Source organism: Vibrio sp. 1069 (assembly GCF_033340555.1).
The window spans coordinates 177,938-197,849 of record NZ_JAWOWP010000001.1 but is presented as its reverse complement, the minus strand read 5'-3'; the positions used below and the strand labels follow the sequence as shown (position 1 = coordinate 197,849).

General features: G+C 43.8%; 20 protein-coding genes, 1 riboswitch and 1 other annotated feature. Of the genes, 5 read left to right on the top strand and 15 right to left on the bottom strand.

The features are described 5' to 3' along the window. Positions 1–43: 43 nt before the first annotated feature. The 4 genes from hisC to tet(35) form a co-directional block, all read right to left on the bottom strand. Entirely contained in the window at positions 44–1,084 is a 1,041-nt protein-coding gene (gene hisC / locus R7040_RS00865; RefSeq protein ID WP_318095214.1) for a histidinol-phosphate transaminase, read from the bottom strand. Positions 1,085–1,102: 18 nt separating this feature from the next. Continuing rightward, a complete protein-coding gene (gene hisD, locus R7040_RS00860) occupies positions 1,103–2,395 on the bottom strand; it encodes a histidinol dehydrogenase (RefSeq protein WP_033905089.1) in 1,293 nt (430 codons plus the stop codon). Positions 2,396–2,400: 5 nt separating this feature from the next. Beyond that, positions 2,401–3,297, bottom strand: coding sequence for an ATP phosphoribosyltransferase (hisG, locus tag R7040_RS00855; protein ID WP_318081278.1), 897 nt, complete (start codon positions 3,295–3,297; stop codon positions 2,401–2,403). A 53-nt stretch (positions 3,298–3,350) separates the two neighbouring features. Next, positions 3,351–3,488: a sequence feature (His leader region), on the bottom strand. A gap of 180 nt (positions 3,489–3,668) precedes the next feature. Further along, on the bottom strand, positions 3,669–5,270 hold the full coding sequence (gene tet(35), locus R7040_RS00850) for a tetracycline efflux Na+/H+ antiporter family transporter Tet(35) (protein WP_053349499.1): 1,602 nt from the start codon (positions 5,268–5,270) through the stop codon (positions 3,669–3,671). A gap of 109 nt (positions 5,271–5,379) precedes the next feature. Then, positions 5,380–5,562, bottom strand: a riboswitch (Lysine riboswitch). A gap of 582 nt (positions 5,563–6,144) precedes the next feature. On the opposite strand from tet(35), the gene R7040_RS00845 reads away from it, so the two are divergent. Then, positions 6,145–6,552, top strand: coding sequence for an H-NS family nucleoid-associated regulatory protein (locus R7040_RS00845; protein ID WP_005378185.1), 408 nt, complete (start codon positions 6,145–6,147; stop codon positions 6,550–6,552). Between the two features lie 127 nt (positions 6,553–6,679). On the opposite strand, the gene R7040_RS00840 is transcribed toward R7040_RS00845, so the two are convergent. Then, complete coding sequence (locus R7040_RS00840) at positions 6,680–7,984, bottom strand: inosine/guanosine kinase (protein ID WP_005378187.1); 1,305 nt, start codon at positions 7,982–7,984, stop codon at positions 6,680–6,682. Between the two features lie 117 nt (positions 7,985–8,101). Then, a complete protein-coding gene (locus R7040_RS00835; RefSeq protein ID WP_005378190.1) occupies positions 8,102–8,371 on the bottom strand; it encodes a hypothetical protein in 270 nt (89 codons plus the stop codon). Between the two features lie 188 nt (positions 8,372–8,559). On the opposite strand from R7040_RS00835, the gene mnmA reads away from it, so the two are divergent. The 3 genes from mnmA to purB all read left to right on the top strand — a co-directional run bounded on the left by mnmA (position 8,560) and on the right by purB (position 11,835). Beyond that, the gene (gene mnmA / locus R7040_RS00830; protein WP_005378192.1) at positions 8,560–9,684 is read left to right on the top strand and encodes a tRNA 2-thiouridine(34) synthase MnmA; all 1,125 of its coding nucleotides are present in this window, start codon (positions 8,560–8,562) and stop codon (positions 9,682–9,684) included. 10 nt (positions 9,685–9,694) lie between these two features. Next, positions 9,695–10,312 (top strand): high frequency lysogenization protein HflD, encoded by a 618-nt coding sequence (gene hflD, locus R7040_RS00825; protein ID WP_005378194.1) that lies wholly within the window; start codon positions 9,695–9,697, stop codon positions 10,310–10,312. Positions 10,313–10,464: 152 nt separating this feature from the next. Further along, positions 10,465–11,835, top strand: coding sequence for an adenylosuccinate lyase (purB, locus tag R7040_RS00820; protein ID WP_005378198.1), 1,371 nt, complete (start codon positions 10,465–10,467; stop codon positions 11,833–11,835). Positions 11,836–11,968: 133 nt separating this feature from the next. On the opposite strand, the gene R7040_RS00815 is transcribed toward purB, so the two are convergent. The 9 genes from R7040_RS00815 to htpX form a co-directional block, all read right to left on the bottom strand. Further along, positions 11,969–12,502, bottom strand: a complete 534-nt coding sequence (locus R7040_RS00815; protein WP_225491463.1) for a DUF3833 domain-containing protein — start codon at positions 12,500–12,502, stop codon at positions 11,969–11,971. Further along, positions 12,502–13,095, bottom strand: coding sequence for a chalcone isomerase family protein (locus R7040_RS00810; RefSeq protein WP_182016338.1), 594 nt, complete (start codon positions 13,093–13,095; stop codon positions 12,502–12,504). The genes R7040_RS00815 and R7040_RS00810 overlap by 1 nt, the downstream gene beginning before the upstream one ends. Continuing rightward, positions 13,055–13,567 (bottom strand): DUF2878 domain-containing protein, encoded by a 513-nt coding sequence (locus tag R7040_RS00805; RefSeq protein WP_318081279.1) that lies wholly within the window; start codon positions 13,565–13,567, stop codon positions 13,055–13,057. Before R7040_RS00805 ends, R7040_RS00810 begins: the two co-directional genes overlap by 41 nt. Positions 13,568–13,573: 6 nt before the next feature. Continuing rightward, entirely contained in the window at positions 13,574–14,830 is a 1,257-nt protein-coding gene (locus R7040_RS00800) for a cyclopropane-fatty-acyl-phospholipid synthase family protein (RefSeq protein WP_318081280.1), read from the bottom strand. After that, positions 14,824–15,642, bottom strand: a complete 819-nt coding sequence (locus tag R7040_RS00795; RefSeq protein ID WP_064353793.1) for a DUF1365 domain-containing protein — start codon at positions 15,640–15,642, stop codon at positions 14,824–14,826. Before R7040_RS00795 ends, R7040_RS00800 begins: the two co-directional genes overlap by 7 nt. A gap of 1 nt (position 15,643) precedes the next feature. Further along, a complete protein-coding gene (locus tag R7040_RS00790; RefSeq protein WP_017821708.1) occupies positions 15,644–16,954 on the bottom strand; it encodes an NAD(P)/FAD-dependent oxidoreductase in 1,311 nt (436 codons plus the stop codon). Between the two features lie 12 nt (positions 16,955–16,966). Beyond that, entirely contained in the window at positions 16,967–17,692 is a 726-nt protein-coding gene (locus R7040_RS00785; protein ID WP_005378209.1) for an SDR family oxidoreductase, read from the bottom strand. Beyond that, positions 17,689–18,108: a nuclear transport factor 2 family protein gene (locus R7040_RS00780; RefSeq protein WP_005378211.1), complete on the bottom strand. Its 420-nt coding sequence runs from the start codon at positions 18,106–18,108 to the stop codon at positions 17,689–17,691. Before R7040_RS00780 ends, R7040_RS00785 begins: the two co-directional genes overlap by 4 nt. 210 nt (positions 18,109–18,318) lie before the next feature. After that, positions 18,319–19,188: a protease HtpX gene (htpX, locus tag R7040_RS00775; RefSeq protein ID WP_005388085.1), complete on the bottom strand. Its 870-nt coding sequence runs from the start codon at positions 19,186–19,188 to the stop codon at positions 18,319–18,321. Positions 19,189–19,661: 473 nt separating this feature from the next. On the opposite strand from htpX, the gene R7040_RS00770 reads away from it, so the two are divergent. Then, on the top strand, positions 19,662–19,865 hold the full coding sequence (locus tag R7040_RS00770) for a hypothetical protein (RefSeq protein WP_054575128.1): 204 nt from the start codon (positions 19,662–19,664) through the stop codon (positions 19,863–19,865). The last annotated feature ends 47 nt before the right edge of the window (positions 19,866–19,912 follow it).

The window sequence follows — 19,912 nt, the reverse complement described above, 5'->3', positions numbered from 1 at the left end:
GGCGCTCCCGCTATTGAGCGAGAGCGATAAATTCTGTCTCTATTTATGCGTAGTAGTTTCTGATAAATCCAAGCGTTTTTTCGCACTCGTCACGGTTACCCACACTGATACGCACACAATTTTCAATTGGCGAGTTACGCAAAATAATGCCCGTATCCCAAGCCGCTTTGAAAAGGTCATCGCCATCTGGGAATTTCACCAATAGGTAGTTCCCCCACCCTTCAAACACTTCCAAGCCCGGAATCATTGAAAGGCCAACTTGCAAGTAAGCACGGTTTGCATTCAAATCGAGAACTTGAAACTTCGCTCGCGCTAAACCAGCTTCCGAAAGCGCCTGAGTCGCAATTTCTGCCACTGGAACTGGGACTGGGTAAGGTGCAATAACTTTAAGAAGTACATTAATCAGCTCTTCGTTCGCAAGCGTAAATCCACAACGCAGACCTGCAAGCGCAAAAGCTTTCGACAGAGTACGCAGAATTGCAAGGTTCGGGTATTGCGCCAGTAGGTCTACCGTTGACGCTTCTGGACAAAAATCGATGTACGCTTCATCCATCACCACGATTGCACGGTCTTTTGTCATCTCAAGCATAGACACAATGTCCTCACGCTTAACCAAGTTACCTGTTGGGTTGTTTGGCGAACATACAAAAACCAGTTTCACGTTATCCAGATTAGCTTCGATGCCTGCAAGGTCTAGTTGCCAATCTGACGTTAGCGGCACGGTTTTGCGCTCTACACCGATGGTTTCTGCACTGATGGCGTACATACCGTAAGTCGGTGGGCAGTAAAGAATCGCATCTTCACCCGGCTCACAGAATGCACGAATTAACAACTCAATACCTTCATCCGCACCACGAGAAGTCAGTGTTTGTTCTGGTTTAACACCCGCATACGCTGCGTAAGCGGAAATCAGTTCTTTCGGTTGGCATTCGCTGTAACGATTAAGACGAGCAAAGTCTGTTTTGTATTCATTGTTAAATGGTGATTCGTTGGCATTTAGCCATACGTCACCCGTACCACCGATTCGGCGAGCCGACATATAAGGGGTAAGCTGTTGGACTTGTTTACGCGCTAGCTTTTCCATCTCATTACTCTCTTATTCTTACTTACTTGCTAATTTTTCTACGCGGATAGTAACGGCACGTTTGTGAGCGTCCAGACCTTCCGCTTCAGCCATCGTGACTACCGTTGGTGCAAGGTTCTTTAAACCATCAGCAGAAAGCTCCTGAACCGTCATTCGTTTAGAGAAATCCGCCAAACCTAAGCTTGAATAAGTACGTGTGTAACCGTAAGTAGGAAGGACGTGGTTAGTCCCCGATGCGTAATCTCCCGCAGATTCAGGCGACCAATCCCCAAGGAAGATAGAGCCTGCATTATCAAGTAGAGGTAGAAGCTCACGAGGGTTCTTAGTCTGTACAATCAAGTGCTCAGGACCGTAGTAATTGGAAATAGAAACTGACTGCGTCATCGACTCGGAAATAATGATCAAGCTTGATGCCAGAGCCTTTTCTGCGATGTCTGCACGAGATAACTCCTTAAGCTGACGTTGAACCGCATCCGTCACTTGATCAGCAATCACAGGAGAAGGAGTCACAAGTACCACTTGAGAATCAGGACCGTGTTCTGCTTGGCTCAAAAGATCCGCAGCGATAAAGTCTGCATCTGCGGTTTCATCGGCAATCACAAGAACTTCTGATGGACCTGCTGGCATATCAATCGCCGCACCACGAAAATCATTACTTACCTGACGTTTTGCTTCGGTCACGTAAGCGTTGCCCGGACCAAAGATCTTATCTACTTTCGATACAGTCTCGGTGCCATAAGCCATTGCAGCAACTGCTTGGCCACCACCGACGTTATACACTTCATCAATACCGCACAGTTTCGCTACGTACAAAATCTCATCAGCGATTGGCGGTGGAGAACAAAGAACGACTTTACGACAACCTGCAATTTTTGCAGGAACGCCGAGCATCAAAACAGTCGATGGCAAAGGCGCACTGCCACCAGGAATGTACAAACCCACTTTTTGAATTGGGCGTGTTACTTGTTCACAAAGGACACCTGGCTGGGTTTCCACCTTGATCGGTTGCGGCTTTTGCGCTTTGTGGAACTTAGAAATATTGGCGTAAGCTTGCTCTAGTGCGCTCTTCATTGACTCTGACAAACGCTCTGACGCTGCCTTAATTTCCTGAGAAGAAACACGAATGGATTCAGGCTTAACACGGTCAAACTTTTCTGTCAGCTCAATAAGAGCAGAGTCACCTTCTTCTCGAACTTTAGCAATAACTTCGGCCACAGCAGTGGTGATATTGGCACCTTCTGCAATAGCAGGGCGCTCCAAAATAGAGTCTTGCTGATTCTCACTTAATGATTGCCAAACGACTGTTCTCATGATGCTTACTCCATCATTTTTTCAATTGGTAGAACGAGAATTGAACTTGCGCCCAACTCTTTCAGCTGTTCCATTGTTTCCCAGAATAGGTTTTCAGAACTCACTAAGTGAACAGCCATTTTCTGCTTATCTGCAGAAAGAGGAAGAACAGTTGGGTCTTCAGCACCTGGCAGTAGTGCTTTAATTTGATCTAACTTCTCTGCTGGGGCGTGAAGCATAATGTACTTAGATTCTTTCGCTTGCTGCACGCCTTGCATGCGAGTTAACAGCTTTTCGATTAGCGCCACTTTGTCTGCGTCGAACTCACCAGTGCGTTGAATCAATGTCGCTTTTGATTTGAAGATAATTTCAGCTTCTTTAAGGCCGTTCGCTTCCAGTGTTGCACCTGTAGAAACCAAATCAGCGATAGCATCAGCGAGACCCGCGCGAGGGGCAACTTCTACAGAGCCTGTCAGCATACATGTAGAGAATGGAACGCCGGCTTCATCCATGTACGCTTTTAGAAGTTGAGGATACGTTGTAGCAATACGCTTGCCAGCTAAGTCTTGTGGACCGTTGTACTCTTCTTCCTTGTCGATTGCGATAGATAAACGACAGCCACCAAAATCAAGTCGACGAAGCTGAACAAACTCGCAGGGTTCACCTAATGCTTTGCGGTCAAGGCGAACTTCTTCTAGTTCATTTTCGCCAATAAAGCCAAGGTCAACCACGCCATCCATAATTAAACCTGGGATGTCGTCGTCACGAACCAAGAGTAAATCAATTGGCATATTTTCAGAATGGACAACTAAACGCTCGCCCATTACGTTGAACTTTACGCCGCACTGTTTTAGTAGAGCTTGACTCTCTTTGCTAAGACGACCTTTTTTCTGAATTGCGATTCTTAAACGTTGTGTTTGCATTGCTTTGTCCCTATGCAAGATTTTGATATCTAAGTATTTTTCAAACTAATAAAACTAAAAAACCCTCGGGAGATTGAAGTCTCCCGAGGGTTTAAAATCTGCTTTTACTTTGATTTTACCTCCGGGAGTTTCCTGCCTCCCGGGTATGCGTACATCGCCCGAAAGACTAGATTGGGTGATGATGGTGATGAATGTTCATTACAAAATTACGCATACTTATTTCAAGGCTCTTCTCATTTGCTTTGTTACCAACCACACTAACCAAGCTGATTACTTTTTTCAACCCTTAATTTTAAAAAAATTCGAATTGTATAATACAAATAAAAAAGGAGGCCGAAGCCTCCTACAATTTCACCTTTTAAATCAGTGAATTACGCACTCTGGCAAGACGCTATTTTAGACTTTGAAAGCCATGACAAAATAGCGCAAACGATAACGAATGTGATCGACGCTGCAATGAACGAGAACGCAATTGAAGCAGTCATACCAAGGGCAATAAAGCCGACGCATGAAACAAGCGCGACTGATAATGCATAAGGTAGCTGTGTTGATACGTGATCAATGTGGTTACAACGTGCACCCGTCGATGACAAGATAGTCGTATCTGAGATTGGTGAACAATGGTCACCGAATACCGCACCAGCTAAAACCGCACTCAGCATCGGTAGCATTAGCGCTACGTCTGTTGCGCCAGCCATGTCACCCGCGATTGGTAACATGATACCGAACGTACCCCATGAAGTACCTGTTGAGAACGCCATTAGGCCAGACAACAAGAATAGGATAACTGGTAGCCAGTGCGGGTTAATGTTGCCCTGCGCCATTGTCGAAAGGTAAGTACCAGTCTTCATATCACCGATAACAGAACCAATGGTCCAGGCAAATACTAAGATTAGAATCGCACCAAACATAGACTTAGCACCAATCCAAAGTGTACGTGCGATCTCAGCCATTGGTAGACCTTGCTTCACAACAGTAAACAGTGCAACTGCTAAGCCAAGCAAGCTACCGTAGATTAGTGATGTACCTACATCTGTATTTTCAAAAGCACCAAGAAGCGCAAACTCCTTACCATCAGCAGCCAATGCTTGGCCACCCGTGTAAAGCATTGAAGCGATAGTGGCGATAATCAGCGTCACGATAGGAAGTATCAAATCTGACACTTTACCCTTTTCACTTTCACGGATATCTAGCTCTTCGTTTAGGTCATGCGCTTCTTGCGAGTCATTTTCTTTGTCTTTATCAAAGCCACGACCTTGCGATGCAGAGATCTCATGCTCACGCATTTTACCAATATCAAGACCAAACCACGCAACAGCGAACACCATTAGCAGCGCAAAAACGGCGTAGAAGTTCATTGGAATAAGACGAACATATGCGCCAAGAGCAGAATACTCTGTGACCCCATGTGAGACTAAGATCCCGCCAATAATAGTAATAATGTAAGCACCCCAGCTAGAAGCAGGCATAATTACACACATTGGAGCAGCGGTTGAGTCTAGAATGTACGCAAGCTTAGCGCGAGACACATAAAAGCGATCGGTTACTGGGCGAGAGATCGCACCAACAGCAAGGCTATTAAAGTAATCATCGACAAAAATGAATACGCCTAAAAAGGCGGCAAGAAGTTTGGAGCCGCGTTTACTCTTCACTCGAGATTGTGCCCATTCAGCAAAAGCACGAGTACCGCCAGATAGCGTTAATAAAGCTGTTGTCATACCTAATAAGATTAGGAAGCCAACAATGCTCATGTTCCAAGTGTTAATTCCGCCATCTTCAATAAAGACAGAAGAAACTTGAGAACTGACGTAACCTGCGGTGTCGCTGATAGACCAGCTATTAAGTAGCACCGCACCTAGCACGATACCTACACCCAAGGAAACTAATACACGTCGAGTCAAAATCGCCAAAGTCAAAGCGACAATAGGTGGCAATAATGAAACAGGAGAACTAGAAAAATCTATTAAATTCATGATCTTCAAAAACCAAAGTTTGGCTAGAGATCTACTGCAGACAAGTCACGTAGCATACGATACGTGCTCATGTTGAACTTAGCGACAGGGAAGCGAACACTCCACCCAACCCTACAGTAGCGCTCCATAGTTTAATGTGAATATATACTATGGCAGTGTTGTTCCTTTCAGATACAACCCCAGCAAGTAACTTTGATGAGTTACTTACTTCGGCAATCTTCGCCTTCCACTATTATTCATTGGCATCACCCCAATAATAGCTACTCTTCGAGACCGCGCCTCTACGGCAACAACAAACAATTAACCACTAACTGTACAAATTAACAACAAATTGTCTGCAATATTGCATCAGGTGGCAGCCATTGTACTTATGATGAGAGTCAATGCAACACATCAAACTAAATTAAACAAATAAATAATGGCTGAGATAATTTATAAACCTTGCCTAATTCCATAAGTTTTGTGCAACTGAAATCACATCAATCATGTTATTTATGAAACATTATTACTACCTTAGAAATATCATGGTTTATCTTATATCAATAAATTAAGGATATATGACACACCATTAAAGATGGATGCTTCATATTTTTAAGTAATAACTCAAATTTTTTTATAAAAAACCAAGCTGTCACTCTCTCTATACAATAATGATTGTTGATTTTAGTTCTCATCTAATAATGATTTATTTCGAGTGTAATAATATTAATTGCTTTAAAAAATAGTCAAATTTAAACAAAATCTTGATTTAGCATTTGCACATAAGGAAAAGATAAAGTTAAATATAAGGACTCTTTGTTTATTTATAGATTGGCATTATTTAATCGTAACGATAAAAAGTGCCCAACACATTAACCTTTTAATAGGAATCGTTATGTCAGAGCTGACTAAAACCCTTCTAAATATCCGTAGCCTTCGTGCATTTTCTCGTGAGCTGACTCTAGAACAATTGGAAGAAGCTCTAGATAAACTCACTACTGTCGTAGATGAGCGTCGTGAAGCAGAAGAAGCAGAACGCGCAGCACAAGCAGAGCAAGAAGCTAAGCTTGCAGAGATTGCTGAGAAAATCGCTCAAGACGGTATTGATGTAGAAGCACTTATTACTGCGCTATCTGGCGAAACTAAGACGAAAGGCAAAGCGAAGCGCGCACCTCGCCCTGCTAAATACAAATACACAGATTCAAACGGTAATGAGAAAACTTGGACTGGCCAAGGTCGTACACCTTCGGCGATTCAAGAGCAACTTGATGCAGGTAAATCTCTGGATGAGTTCCTAATCTAGATCCGTGCTATTTTTAAAAGGCTCCCATAGGGAGCCTTTTTTATTTAAACCATTACAAATAAAAAAGGCACATTTCTTAATGCGCCTTTTACTTTAGTTACAGAATAGTTAATTAAACCGCTTCGTATTAACGTTCCCAGTATGCTTCTTCTAGGCTATCTTCTCGCTCAGGAAGTCCGCGCGACAATCGTGGTGAATGTTGCACGAGAACTTCGTAGCTCGCACGGTTTGCGTATTTGCAGACTTGAGAAAAAGAAGAGTAAGTTAAATACTCGTTACTGTGCTTGCTTGAATTAGGCACATTTTCTTTATGGTATTTATTTGCTGCCATATCATGAAGAACAGCAGATAACGCGGCATCACCTGCGCCATTTGTATTCTTAATTTTTTCTGGACCACCCATATATGGCGAGATATGCGAGTACACTTTTATTGGCGTCTCGCATGAGTCTTTTTTCGCCGGACGACTAAATTCATAACGATTAAATTCAGCAATTGACCCTGGAAGTAATGGCAAAGAAGTTTCGCGCTTCGCGCTATCTTCCGTATACCCAGCCATAAATAGACCTACAGGACCCGCCGTGCACAATACTAAATCAGCCCACTCCAATGTTTTATCAGACGCAGCAAGTGGATCAGATTCCCCCGTCAGTGCTTCTGCTTCATCTTCATTCATCGCAACGACTGAAACGTTATCTCGAATGAATTCTTGCCAATATTTAGGGTCATCTTGAATAACAAACTTTGTGCCTAAAGTCAGAACAACAGGCACATCATTCTTTTTCGCGTACTCAATTGCTTTCATTGTTGCTTCCGGCATTGGGTCGCCGTCTTTGCAACGTACTAGATATGACGTTAGTACAAGTGCTGATGCATTTTTAAAGATTTTCTCTGGAATGCTATCAGGATGGAGTTGGTTCATTTGCCCTTCGCTGATAGCAAAAGTACGTTCACCGTCTTCTGTGATAAGAGCAAAACAACGGCCAATTGCACCATCTACACCTTGTAGGTAGTTCAAGTCCATGCGGCTTGATGTATTACAAAGATAACGGTAACCGTAGCTGCCAATCTTAATATCCTGGCTCATCACTCCAAGTAGTGTGGAGCGGTCATCCGCTAGCACGGAGTAGTTATGTAGCGTGTTACCAATTGTACCGCCCGCATACTCATTGGTAATCAAGTTCTCTTCTTTCAGTTGCTGGTATAACTCTTCTGCTCTTTCGTCATCGATAACCAGAGAGTGACCTTTACTCAGACCGTACTTTTCAATCACATCCGTTGTAACTTTTGCTTCAATATCAACCAAGGTTTGGTCAATACCAATGATGTGAGTGCGCGTCATCTTCTTGCTTTCTTGTGCTTGGCTCACCAGCGGGTCACGAGCATGAACAGGAAAATAGTGCTTCGATTTGCGTTGTCCAGGAAATTTCATATTGTCAGTCTGAGTAAGGGGATGAAAAGGAGAGCGGATTCTATACCGCTAATAATAAAGCAGCAATAAAAGCGATTATAGCAAACGTTTGCTGACAGCTTTTTTCTTTTAGGTGGCTTATTCACCTTCCATAAAGCTGAGATCTGGTAGTTGCTCAAGGTGCTCGCTATAACGCTTTAGGTTGAACTCACCTTCATTCTTCATTACATCAAAAATCTCAATTGACATCGCACATGCCATCATCGCAACCGCATCTTCACGTGGTGTGCCAGTCATCATTAAACGCATAAGGGTTTCTTTTACTTTAAGCGGGTTGCCATCTTCGAGCTGATTTTCCACAATTTCAATCAACTCACTTTCTTGCATAAATTGGTTTTCTTCTGTCATTTGGTGTTTCCTCTTGGATTTTGGCCAACTATGCCATATATACCTCTTCTATACTTGCGAAATTACTCGTTCGAATCTTTGTTGAAGAAAAATCCAGCGAAACGAATTGTGATTTCGATCTCGGATCTGTCACCGGTCTGTGGATTCTGATAGAATCTGCATCCCGTTTATTTAAGTGGTGTTTAGTAATGTCTGATAACAGCCAAAAGAAAGTCATCGTCGGTATGTCCGGCGGCGTTGATTCATCTGTTTCCGCGTATCTTCTAAAGCAGCAAGGCTACCAAGTAGAAGGCCTTTTCATGAAGAACTGGGAAGAAGATGACAACGAAGAATATTGTACAGCGGCAGAAGATCTTGCTGACGCTCAGGCAGTATGTGACAAGCTAGGCATCCACCTACACACTATCAACTTTGCTGCCGAATACTGGGATAACGTATTTGAGTACTTCCTTGCTGAATACAAAGCTGGCCGTACTCCGAACCCTGACATTCTTTGTAACAAAGAAATCAAGTTCAAAGCATTCCTAGAATTCGCTGATGAAGTACTTGATGCTGATTACATTGCAATGGGCCACTATGTGCGTCGCTCTTTCCCAGAAAATGGTGAAAAACCACAGATGCTACGTGGTCTAGATGGCAACAAAGATCAAAGCTACTTCCTGTACACATTAAGCAACGAGCAAATCGCACGTAGCCTATTCCCTGTTGGTGATCTAGAGAAGCCAGAAGTGCGCCGCATTGCGGAAGAACAAGATCTAATTACCGCTAAGAAGAAAGACTCAACTGGTATTTGTTTCATCGGTGAACGCAAGTTTACAGAATTCCTAGGTCGCTACCTTCCAGCTCAGCCTGGTAATATCGAGACGCCAGAAGGCGAAGTGATTGGTCAACACCAAGGCCTGATGTACCACACACTTGGTCAGCGTAAAGGTCTACACATCGGTGGCCGTAAAGGCGGCGGTGGTAACGAGGACCCATGGTTCGTTGGTGAGAAAGATCTAGAACGTAACGTTTTGATTGCTGTTCAAGGTAAAGACCATCCAATGTTGAAATCAGAAGGTCTACTTGCATCACAACTTCACTGGGTAGATCGTGAGCCAATTCGCGATGTTATGAAGTGCACAGTGAAAACTCGTTACCGTCAGGAAGATATTCCTTGTACAATCATCCCTATCGATGATGAAAACATTAAAGTTATCTTTGACGAGCCACAAATTGCTGTAACTCCAGGTCAATCAGCAGTGTTCTACAAAGGTGACGTGTGCCTAGGTGGCGGCATCATCGAGCAACGCATTAAATATTCTCAAGCTTAGGAGTCGTTACGTGGCGAATACACTTTATGACCGTACTATCGCTTTCGCTGGGATTTGCCAAGCTGTTGCTTTAGTTCAACAGGTAGCGAGAAACGGACATTGTGATCAAGATGCTTTTGAAACATCAATCAACGCTATTTTGAGCACGAACCCTGCTAACACAGTTGGCGTATTCGGTCGCGAAGCCGATCTAAAGCTCGGCCTAGAATGCTTGGTTAAAGGGATTGATAGCACACCATCAGGCAGTGAAATTACTCGTTACATTATTAGTTTAATGGCGTTAGAGCGTAAGTTAAGCTCTCGTAACGATGCTATGTCTCAGCTTGGTGATCGTATTCAAATGGCCAAGCGTCAGTCAGAGCACTTTGAGCTACTAGACGATCAAATGATCAGCAATTTAGCGAGCATCTATCTGGATGTCGTTAGCCCTATTGGCCCACGCATTCAAGTAACGGGCACGCCATCTGTACTGCAGCAGACGGCAAGCCAACACAAAGTTCGTGCGCTGTTGTTATCTGGCATTCGTAGTGCAGTTCTTTGGCGTCAAGTTGGTGGTAAGCGTCGCCACCTAATCTTCGGGCGCAAGAAGATGGTAGAGCAAGCACAAATCCTTCTTGCTCGTCTGTAGTAAAATATCAAATAAGCAGCTCGCGTTTATCGCGAGCTCATTTTTTCGACTAAAACAAATATCGCGCAAACGTTTGCGCGATATTCGTGACAATTGCCACAGTTATTGGTATAAAGCTCACGAAATTTAGAAACCCAATTCAGGAGAACATCATGGAACTGTCAGCATTGACTGCTGTTTCACCAGTAGACGGCCGTTACGGAAGCAAGACAATTGCGTTACGCGAAATTTTCAGTGAATACGGTCTACTAAAGTACCGTACTATCGTTGAAATCCGCTGGCTACAAAAGCTTGCTGCTACTGCTGAAATTGCAGAAGTGCCAGCGTTTAGCGCAGAAGCAAACCAATTCCTAGACGACCTTGCTGCAAACTTCTCTGAAGAAGATGCACGCCGTATCAAAGAGATCGAGCGTACAACTAACCACGACGTAAAAGCGGTTGAGTACTTCCTAAAAGAGAAAGTAGCAGACGTTCCTGAACTGCACGCAGTAAACGAGTTCTTCCACTTCGCATGTACTTCTGAAGACATCAACAACACATCACACGCTCTAATGCTTAAAGAAGCGCGTGAGAACGTGATTCTTCCAGAAATCCGTAACCTAATCGACGCTATCAAAGCACTAGCAGTGGAATACCGCGACATTCCTCTTCTATCTCGTACACACGGTCAGCCTGCTTCTCCATCTACTATGGGTAAAGAAATGGCAAACGTGGCGTACCGTATGGAGCGTCAATTCAAGCAAATCGAAAACGTTGAGATCCTAGCGAAAATCAACGGTGCAGTAGGTAACTACAATGCACACCTTTCTGCTTACCCAGAGCTAGATTGGCACAAGTTCTCTGAAGAGTTCATCACAGAGTCTCTAGGCGTAACTTGGAACCCTTACACAACTCAAATCGAACCGCACGATTACATCGCTGAGCTGTTCGACGCTATCGCTCGTTTCAACACTATCCTGATTGACTTCGACCGTGACGTTTGGGGTTACATTGCACTAGGCCACTTCAAGCAAAAAACTATTGCAGGTGAGATCGGTTCTTCAACAATGCCTCACAAAGTTAACCCAATCGACTTTGAAAACTCAGAAGGTAACCTAGGTCTTGCGAACGCTGTATTCGGCCACCTAGCACAGAAACTGCCTATCTCTCGTTGGCAACGTGACCTAACTGACTCAACGGTTCTACGTAACCTTGGTGTTGGTGTTGGCTACGCTATCATCGCTTACACTTCTACGCTTAAAGGCATCAGCAAGCTAGAAGTAAACCGTGAAGCGCTTCTTGCTGAACTAGACAAGAACTGGGAAGTACTAGCTGAGCCAGTACAAACAGTTATGCGTCGTTACGGCATCGAGAAGCCATACGAGAAGCTGAAAGAGCTAACTCGTGGTAAGCGTGTAGACGGCGAAGCAATGCGTAACTTCATCGACGGTCTTGAGCTTCCTGAGCACGAGAAAGCACGTCTGAAAGAGATGACGCCAGCGAACTATATCGGTCAAGCAATCGAGCTGACAGATAAGCTGTAATCCTCCTGTAACGACCAGATACCTAAAAGGTTGACGCGAAAGCGTCAACCTTTTTTAGTTAGGAGAGTTAGGTCGGGAGAAAATAATTTTAGTTATATGGAATGGATTATTAATTGAAGATCAGCCCCATTTGTTATGGCTGCTTTTGGAAGAACAAGGTTATTGTTCCTACTTCCACACCAAACTTTTTTATTTTCGTTAGATTGAAAGCGTGTCTGTCATCCTGACGATAAAGCCAATCATCAAAAGCAACCGTCACTGATGAATCCTCCATTTGTAGCTCAAAGTCATATTGCCACTGTAACGCATTGCCCTGCTCTTCCCCTGTTGCTACACCTATAATATCGTCTGCCTTACCTTCATAACGACCGTCTTCTAATCTAGTGATAACCCAAATTCGCTGGTCCACCTCTCCGTCATCAAACACGAAGTCTTCCACCAGCGTCAGCGTATCACCCGCTACAGTACCCACTATATCGACTTCAAAGCGACGCGTTTGCTGTCCGGTATAATCTTGCACCATCCCCCACGCCTTTATGTCGCCTTCGAAATAACCGAATACGTCAAAAGTCGGTGTAGAAGAGCGGTAATTATCAATGTCTGCGGAACATGCCGAAAGAAAAACAGCTGCCACTAAAGTCGCTGATTTAAAAATTCGTTTAAACACTATCTAACCTGCCCTATCAATTGTTTTCGGAGTTTCGGAAATTCTGTGTTGGGTGATAACCATATAGCCAAAAATGCATCGTTCATTCGTTCGTCTTCAATGATGCCAACGTTCTTTACTTGCACGTCCCCAACCTGCTTATAAAAAAGCTGACCAGATTTTCCATCTGTTAGATAAGTAAGCTCGTCACCTTTTTGAATATCAGGAAACATACGATCGAGCTCGCTGATCCAAGCTTTTCGATATAAGTCCGTAAAACCCAATTTCGCCCACTGCTCATCCGTCACATCAAGCAGCTGTTGCTTACTGATGTCTCTCTTGTAATTAATTTCCAACGCAAGGGGATGTGGCGATACGTCATCGCTTACGATGAACTTTCCATCAGGCGCTTTTAATCTTGAGTGATAAATATCGAAGATGAACCAAGTAAGTTGGGCTTCTCCAACAGTTTTCCACCCCTTCCAATTCGCAATGTTGCTGGCAGCTTCGCTATTTCCAACAGGTTGAGCTTGCAGAGCAAAAGAGCCAGTTACTATTACCAACGCAAGCAACCTAGTCAGTCTCTGAGTTAAGTCTCTCTTCAAGCTTTTCATTTCCGTACACCTTGAGTATCAAGAGCATCATGACGCACCATTCGACAAACAACATTGCCAGTGTAGCGCCAGTGCTGAATCCAAATTCAACGGCTTGGAGTTTATGGCCAGCAAAGTAGCTCGCCGTTCCTCCGATACCGCCTACTATTGATACGTAGGTTTTTGGGAAACGGCACAAAATTGACTTAAGTTGATAGGCATACCAAGAAAACAAAACCCACAAGCATAATAACCAGACTGGCAGCCATGGGGTTGGAAAGACAAAGACCGAGAGTTGTTGATTGAGCGTATCAAGCACGAGCCCGACCGTGACGATCACACTAATACTTTTGAGCGAAGATGCATCGCTTTTCAAACAATATAGTAGGGTTGCCAAAGTAAGGAATAACGTCACCCATTGCCATTGATAGGTTCCAAGCACCGCTGCAAACCAGCAGAGTTGGAACCATGTCGAAGCAAGAAACACCTTCATAACGAACTACGGGCGTTGAAACGTCATGTGAACGGCACTGATCGTGCGAGCCAAAAAGCCACCTTCACAGTAGCTCAAATAGTAGCGCCACATACGCACAAAGCGGTCGTCGTAGCCAAACGAGCGCACTTCATTCTCTGCTCGATTAAAACGTAAGTGCCATTCGTTCAGCGTCTTGGCGTAGTCCAAACCAATATCGAACAAGTCTCGCGTCACTAAGTCACTGTATTTTGTTGTAGCTTGGGTTAGTGAGGTTACCGACGGTAAAAAACCACCCGGGAAAATGTACTTTTGGATAAAGTCGACGTTGTTACTGTAGTAATCGTAACGCTGATCGGCAATCGTAATCGCTTGAATCGCCATCAAGCCACCGGACTTTAATAAAGACTCACAGACCTTAATATACGAAGGCAGGAATTGTTTGCCCACAGCTTCAATCATTTCAATAGAAACGAGCTTGTCATAAGTGCCGGTTAGGTTTCGGTAATCTTCTTTGAGTAGAGTGATTTTGTCTTCTAAGCCACGCTCTTTGATTTTTTGCTCCGCGTACACGTGTTGCTCTTCAGATATCGTTGTTGTGGTGACCTGACAACCGTATTGTTCGGCCATGTAAATCGCCATAGCGCCCCACCCAGTGCCAATTTCAACAACATGATCAGTGGGCTTCAGCTCAAGTTGCTGACATAGACGATCCATTTTGTTGATTTGAGCCTGCTCTAGAGAGTCATCCGCATGATTGTAAAGCGCCGACGAGTACAGCATATTGGTATCAAGGAACGCTTCGTATAGGTTGTTACCCAAGTCGTAATGCGCATGGATATTTTTACGTGAGTTCTCTTCAGAGTTTCTGTTTGACCAATGGCTGAACTTGTACAGTATTTTAGTCAACCAACTGCCTTGCTCTTCGAGTTTATCTAGAGCACGCATGTTAAGGGCCATCAGCTTCATTAATGAGGTTAAATCGGGGCTATCCCACCACCCATCCATATAAGCCTCACCAGCAGCAATACTGCCGCCCTGCAAGATCCGTGAATAAAAGCCTGGATGTTTTACCTCTATAGTAGCGACAACAGGTTGACCACTGTACTCCCCATTTGGCGCACTAAGACGCTCGCTTCGCTCTGTCGTTTCCGTCTTAAAACTTTCAATAACTGTTAAGCAGCCGATTTCCATTTTTTGCAGACATTGAAAAATAACTCCGCGAGCCGCTTTTTGCGTTGTCGTCAATTTACGCGGCAATGTCATAGAACTAGTATTTAACATGCAGAATTCTCCTTGTGCTTTTTATTTTTTTTGTCTGTTTTTTCAATATCGGCTTCTATTTCTTCATGCGTTGAATATTTAGGATGAGAATAAAAAGGTGCGCCTTTCACCCAAAGTTTTAATGCGTGCCAATAAATACCAACCATTACTTTTACCGTTTGTATTGGTGTAACGATCAAACACCTCAATAAGGTTTTGCTTGAAAGTGGCTTAGCTTTCATAACCATGGTGGCATCAAAGTGTTTCTCTCCTTTGTGACATTCAAGATGAATATTCAACTTGTCTGTCAAAGGCTTAATTCTCCAGCGGTAGAGTTGGTCAATCGGGTTGAATGGTGAAACATGGAATGCTTTATCTTGTTCCCAACCAAACTTTTCTTCTTCTTTATCTGCTGACACCACGTAGTAATGTCGTTCATTCCAAGGAGTGTTACTCACCTCTGCGAGGAGATACTTCCATTCTCCTTCCGTGTTATAAACGTAGTAGAAATTAACGGGACTGAAATAAAGTCCTAGATAACGCAAGTGACAGACTGCGATTACCTTGCCGGTACAGCGAACACCTGTCAGTTCTTCAATTTTGCTGTGCACTGCCGCCTTGACGCTACCTTCACCAATGTAATCACTGCGCTTGAAGCGAGCCCAATGCCACCAACGCGAACCAAAACCCCATACTTTTTTCTCTAAAGCATCGAGCTCGTCTACATCGATGGCGGGCATAAATAAAGAGTAGTTCAACTCATGATTCACAGGCGTGAATCGACGGTGACGAACGTTGCCTATAAACAATCGGCTGTTCATTTGGCTATCCATATCACGCTGCGCCTTTTTCGAAAGGAACCACATTTTGTTCGCGGTACTTTTCTTCTAGTTCTTTCACAACATCAAGCGCGCTACGCACGCCATCTTCATGAAAACCGTTGTACCAATAAGCGCCGCAGAACCAGGTACTTTGTTTGCCCTGTATCTCATCTTTGCGCTGCTGCGCTGCAATAGACTCAGTGGTGAATACTGGATGATAATAAGTGAACGAACGCAAGACTTTATTTGAGTTAATTTGCTCAGTACTGTTCAACGTTACACAAAACGTATGTTCTGATTGAATATGCTGAAGAATGTTCATGTTATAAGTGAGCGAAGGGAGGCGTTGCTGTTCCTCTTCACTGCCTTCCAATAGGTAGTTCCATGATGCCCATGCTGCCTTACGTTTTGGTAATACGGCAGAGTCGGTATGAAGAACAACTTCATTTGCTTGGTATGTCATATCCCCCAAGATTTCCTGCTCAATTGGGCTGATATCCTCTAGCATTCTCATTGCTTGATCACTGTGACAAGCAAAGATAACGTCATCAAACCAATGCGTTTCTCCGCGAACTTGAACGCCAACCCCTTTTTCGTTGCGAACCACTTTTTCGACAGGACTATTAAGACGAATATTCTCGGCAAAGCCTTTGGTCAATGGTGGAATGTATGAACGTGAACCACCTTTAATCACATACCATTGCGGTCGGTTAGTCACATCTAGCAGACCGTGGTTGAGGAAGAAACGTAAGAAGAACATAAGAGGGAATGCGCGCATGTCAGCTAAAGTCGACGACCAAATCGCAGCACCCATCGGTAAAATGTAGTTATCGGTAAAGAAAGCACTGAATTTGTGTTCGTCAAGGAACTCACCTAACGTCTGAGAGTGCGAGGATTGCTCGCTAGCGAAGCGCTTGGCAAGTTTATTGAAACGAAGTATCTCGAAGATAAATCGATAAAATTTGGGGTTTGCCCAGTTGCGTTTTTGAGCAAACAATGTCGACACTGTGTGGCCGTTGTACTCTAGTCCGTTCCCATCGTTTCTGACACTGAAGCTCATTTGAGTAGGCAGACCTTCAACGCCAATCTCGCTCATCATTTTAATGAAATTAGGGTACGTACGGTCGTTATAGACGATGAACCCAGTATCTATCGCGTATTCTTTACCGTCAAGGCTCACATCAACGGTTGCAGTATGGCCACCGATGTAATCGTTCGCTTCAAACAGCGTTACATCATGTTCTTTATGCAAGTAATAACCACAAGTAAGGCCAGAGATTCCCGTTCCCACAATCGCTATCTTCTTTCTTCCTGCTGTTTTCATTTTTATTCCTTCTTATGATACGAGTTTAGCAGTTAGGCGAGCTTGCCAACTGTATGGAAGTAACGAGATAAAACGTAAAATACTGGTAAATCTCGCTGGGAAATAGATATAGGTCTTGTTGGCGGCTAACTGCTTCCTGATAGAGTCCGACGCTTGCTGAGTAGAAATGATCATTGGCATTTCGAAGTCGTTTTTGTCAGTCAACGGCGTTTCAACAAAACCAGGAAACACCGTTACCACATTGATCCCTTTCTTTTTCAAGTCGACGGCGAGCGTGCGTGCAAAATAACTGACTGCCGCTTTGGATGCGCCGTAAGCTTCAGCACGAGGCAGTGCCACTTCTGATGCGATAGAGCCAACAATAACAATGCGGTGCCCTCTCTCTAAATGCACTTGGCAGCCTTCAACGCAGTTGGCAACACCGACAACATTTACGTTCATCACACGCGCCATGAGTTTCGCGTCGACCACTCCCTCATCCATGTACTCACAATCGCCTGCGTTAAAAACCCATGTGTTTGGCGTAAAGGGCAAATTAGAGAGCGCCTGCTGAGTTTCCTCATAATTTGTCACATCAAACTGCAATGTATGAATTTTGGAGGAAACTGCCTCCAGTTCTGCAAGAACATCTTGATTCCGACCACAAGCAATCACATTCCATTCTGAGTTCGCGTAATCTAGGGCAAGCTGTCTTCCTATTCCGGAGGTGGCGCCTGTGATTAAGATGGTGTTGTTCATTGTCCTAACCTCTGCTTGATGGTTTTAACGACTGAACCAAGTAACGGTAAATGCTCATAGAGCATCTCTCCGAGATCAAAATAGTCTCGGTGATAAATGACCTGACCTTCGCTAAATTTGAGGTGCGAAACACCATTGACGAGAATAGGCGCACCCTTCTGAAGTTTGGGATGCTGAAGGTCCATTGTCCAAGTTAGGAAGCCTGTATCTCCGACTTGTTGATGCTCATGGATTACAAAATCACAACTGATGACGTTGGCATATAATGAGGTGAAATAATCCGAAAGTGCTGGCCATCCTTCTAAACGATGCGCTGCGTCCTCAAATACTACATCTTGGTGATATATATCCTTAAGCAGATGTAAGTTCGCTTTGTTGAGCTTTTGATAGATATTGCCAACAGACTGTATGTCCATTTTTTACTCCTACACGCCCATTAAGTTGTACAAAATTATTATATGTACAAGATAGTTCATTCCACCAAAGTTGTACAAAAATAATTTTGTATAACTTTATTTCTGTAAGTAGTACGTGATGAAGTTCGCACGCGATCAATCGGCGAAAAAAAAAGGCTTGGTCAAAACCAAGCCTTTTCAGCAGATTAACAATTATTTAAGTAGGAACAATTAGTATTGCTGGCCTCGCAACGCTGCAATACGTTTATCTAGCGGAGGGTGGCTCATTAGTAGCTCAGTCAGCGACTGCTTGCCGTTGATACCAAATGCCATCATGGTGCCATCCAGTTGAGATTCATGACTCACCTTCAAACGCTCTAGAGCCGCAATCATTTTTTCTTTGCCAACGAGGCGCGCTGCACCTGCGTCCGCGTGGAATTCGCGATGACGGCTGTACCACATAGTCAAGAAGCTAGCTAGGAAACCAAATACCAGTTCAAGCACCATGGATACGCCAAAGTAAACCATCATATTTGTACCTTGGCCTTCTTCATCATCGTTCGACGCCACGATATTGGCAATAAAGCGTGATAGGAAGATAACAAACGTGTTCACGACACCTTGCATCAACGTCATCGTGACCATATCACCATTTGCAATATGGCTCACTTCGTGTGCAAGTACTGCCTCTGCCTCATCACGAGTCATATTGTGTAAAAGACCAGTAGAAACTGCGACAAGAGAGTCATCTCGTTTTGCACCAGTCGCAAATGCATTGATATCTGGTGAATCATAAATAGCCACCGTTGGCATACCAATACCCACTTGTTGAGCTTGACGACCCACAGTTTCGACTAACCAATGCTCCGTTTCGTTGCGCGGGCTTTCAATGACCATACCACCAACCGAGCGTAGCGCCATACCCTTTGACATCATCAACGAAATAAATGCGCCACCAAAACCAAATACAGCAGCCATTACAAGTAAACCTGACAGACTGCCTGGTTGCATTCCAGTTACAGCGTAAACAATATTCAGAACAACACTAAGCACTAGCACGACAGCTAGGTTAGTTGCTAGGAATAACATAATTCGCTTCATTACTTTTCTCCGAGGAAGCTTATCGTTTTTTTAAAACGGATTGTTATAAGGAACAAATGGTAATCGCTATAAAAGCCAATTCCGTTGATTTTCATGTTCCGTGCGTTATAGATATAGTCTATCCGCGATAAAAACAAGGTTAAGCAATAAATTGCAACATTTGTTTTCGGGACTGAAATATTTGATTCAAGCGATTTCAAAACATGCTTTGGTAGGAGCTGGAACCTCCGTTCATATACATTTATCAAAATGATGAAATAAGCTCTGAGCTACTCATCATCTATTGATAGATGATCTTGGTGTTAAATCTATCACCTCTTAGCAACTTAGCTAGAAATTTTTTAATAGACCAAAAACAGTACGTTAGCTCTGCTATAGACTTTGGTCTTATTGTGCGGCCACATGGACATGCTAAATTCGAATGAGATGAACAAAACAGAGCCACTCTAAGTACATTGCAAAAAGTGCATTGGGTGAGTTCAAAAACTCCATGTATTGAGGGAAAAACCATGGTAGAAACTAACGACTATCAAATGGCTATTGATTTACTACGTTGTCACCTAGGCATCTCAGAGGACGAGGCAAAGCAACAACTTGGTATTTCAACCGATCATCATATGTCTCAGCGTGTTGCAGAAACACAACAAGCATTGATGGGGCTCAGCCAAGATAAGTAATCTGACTTTTTAGGTTACACCAACAAGAAAGGGCTGCATTGCGCAGC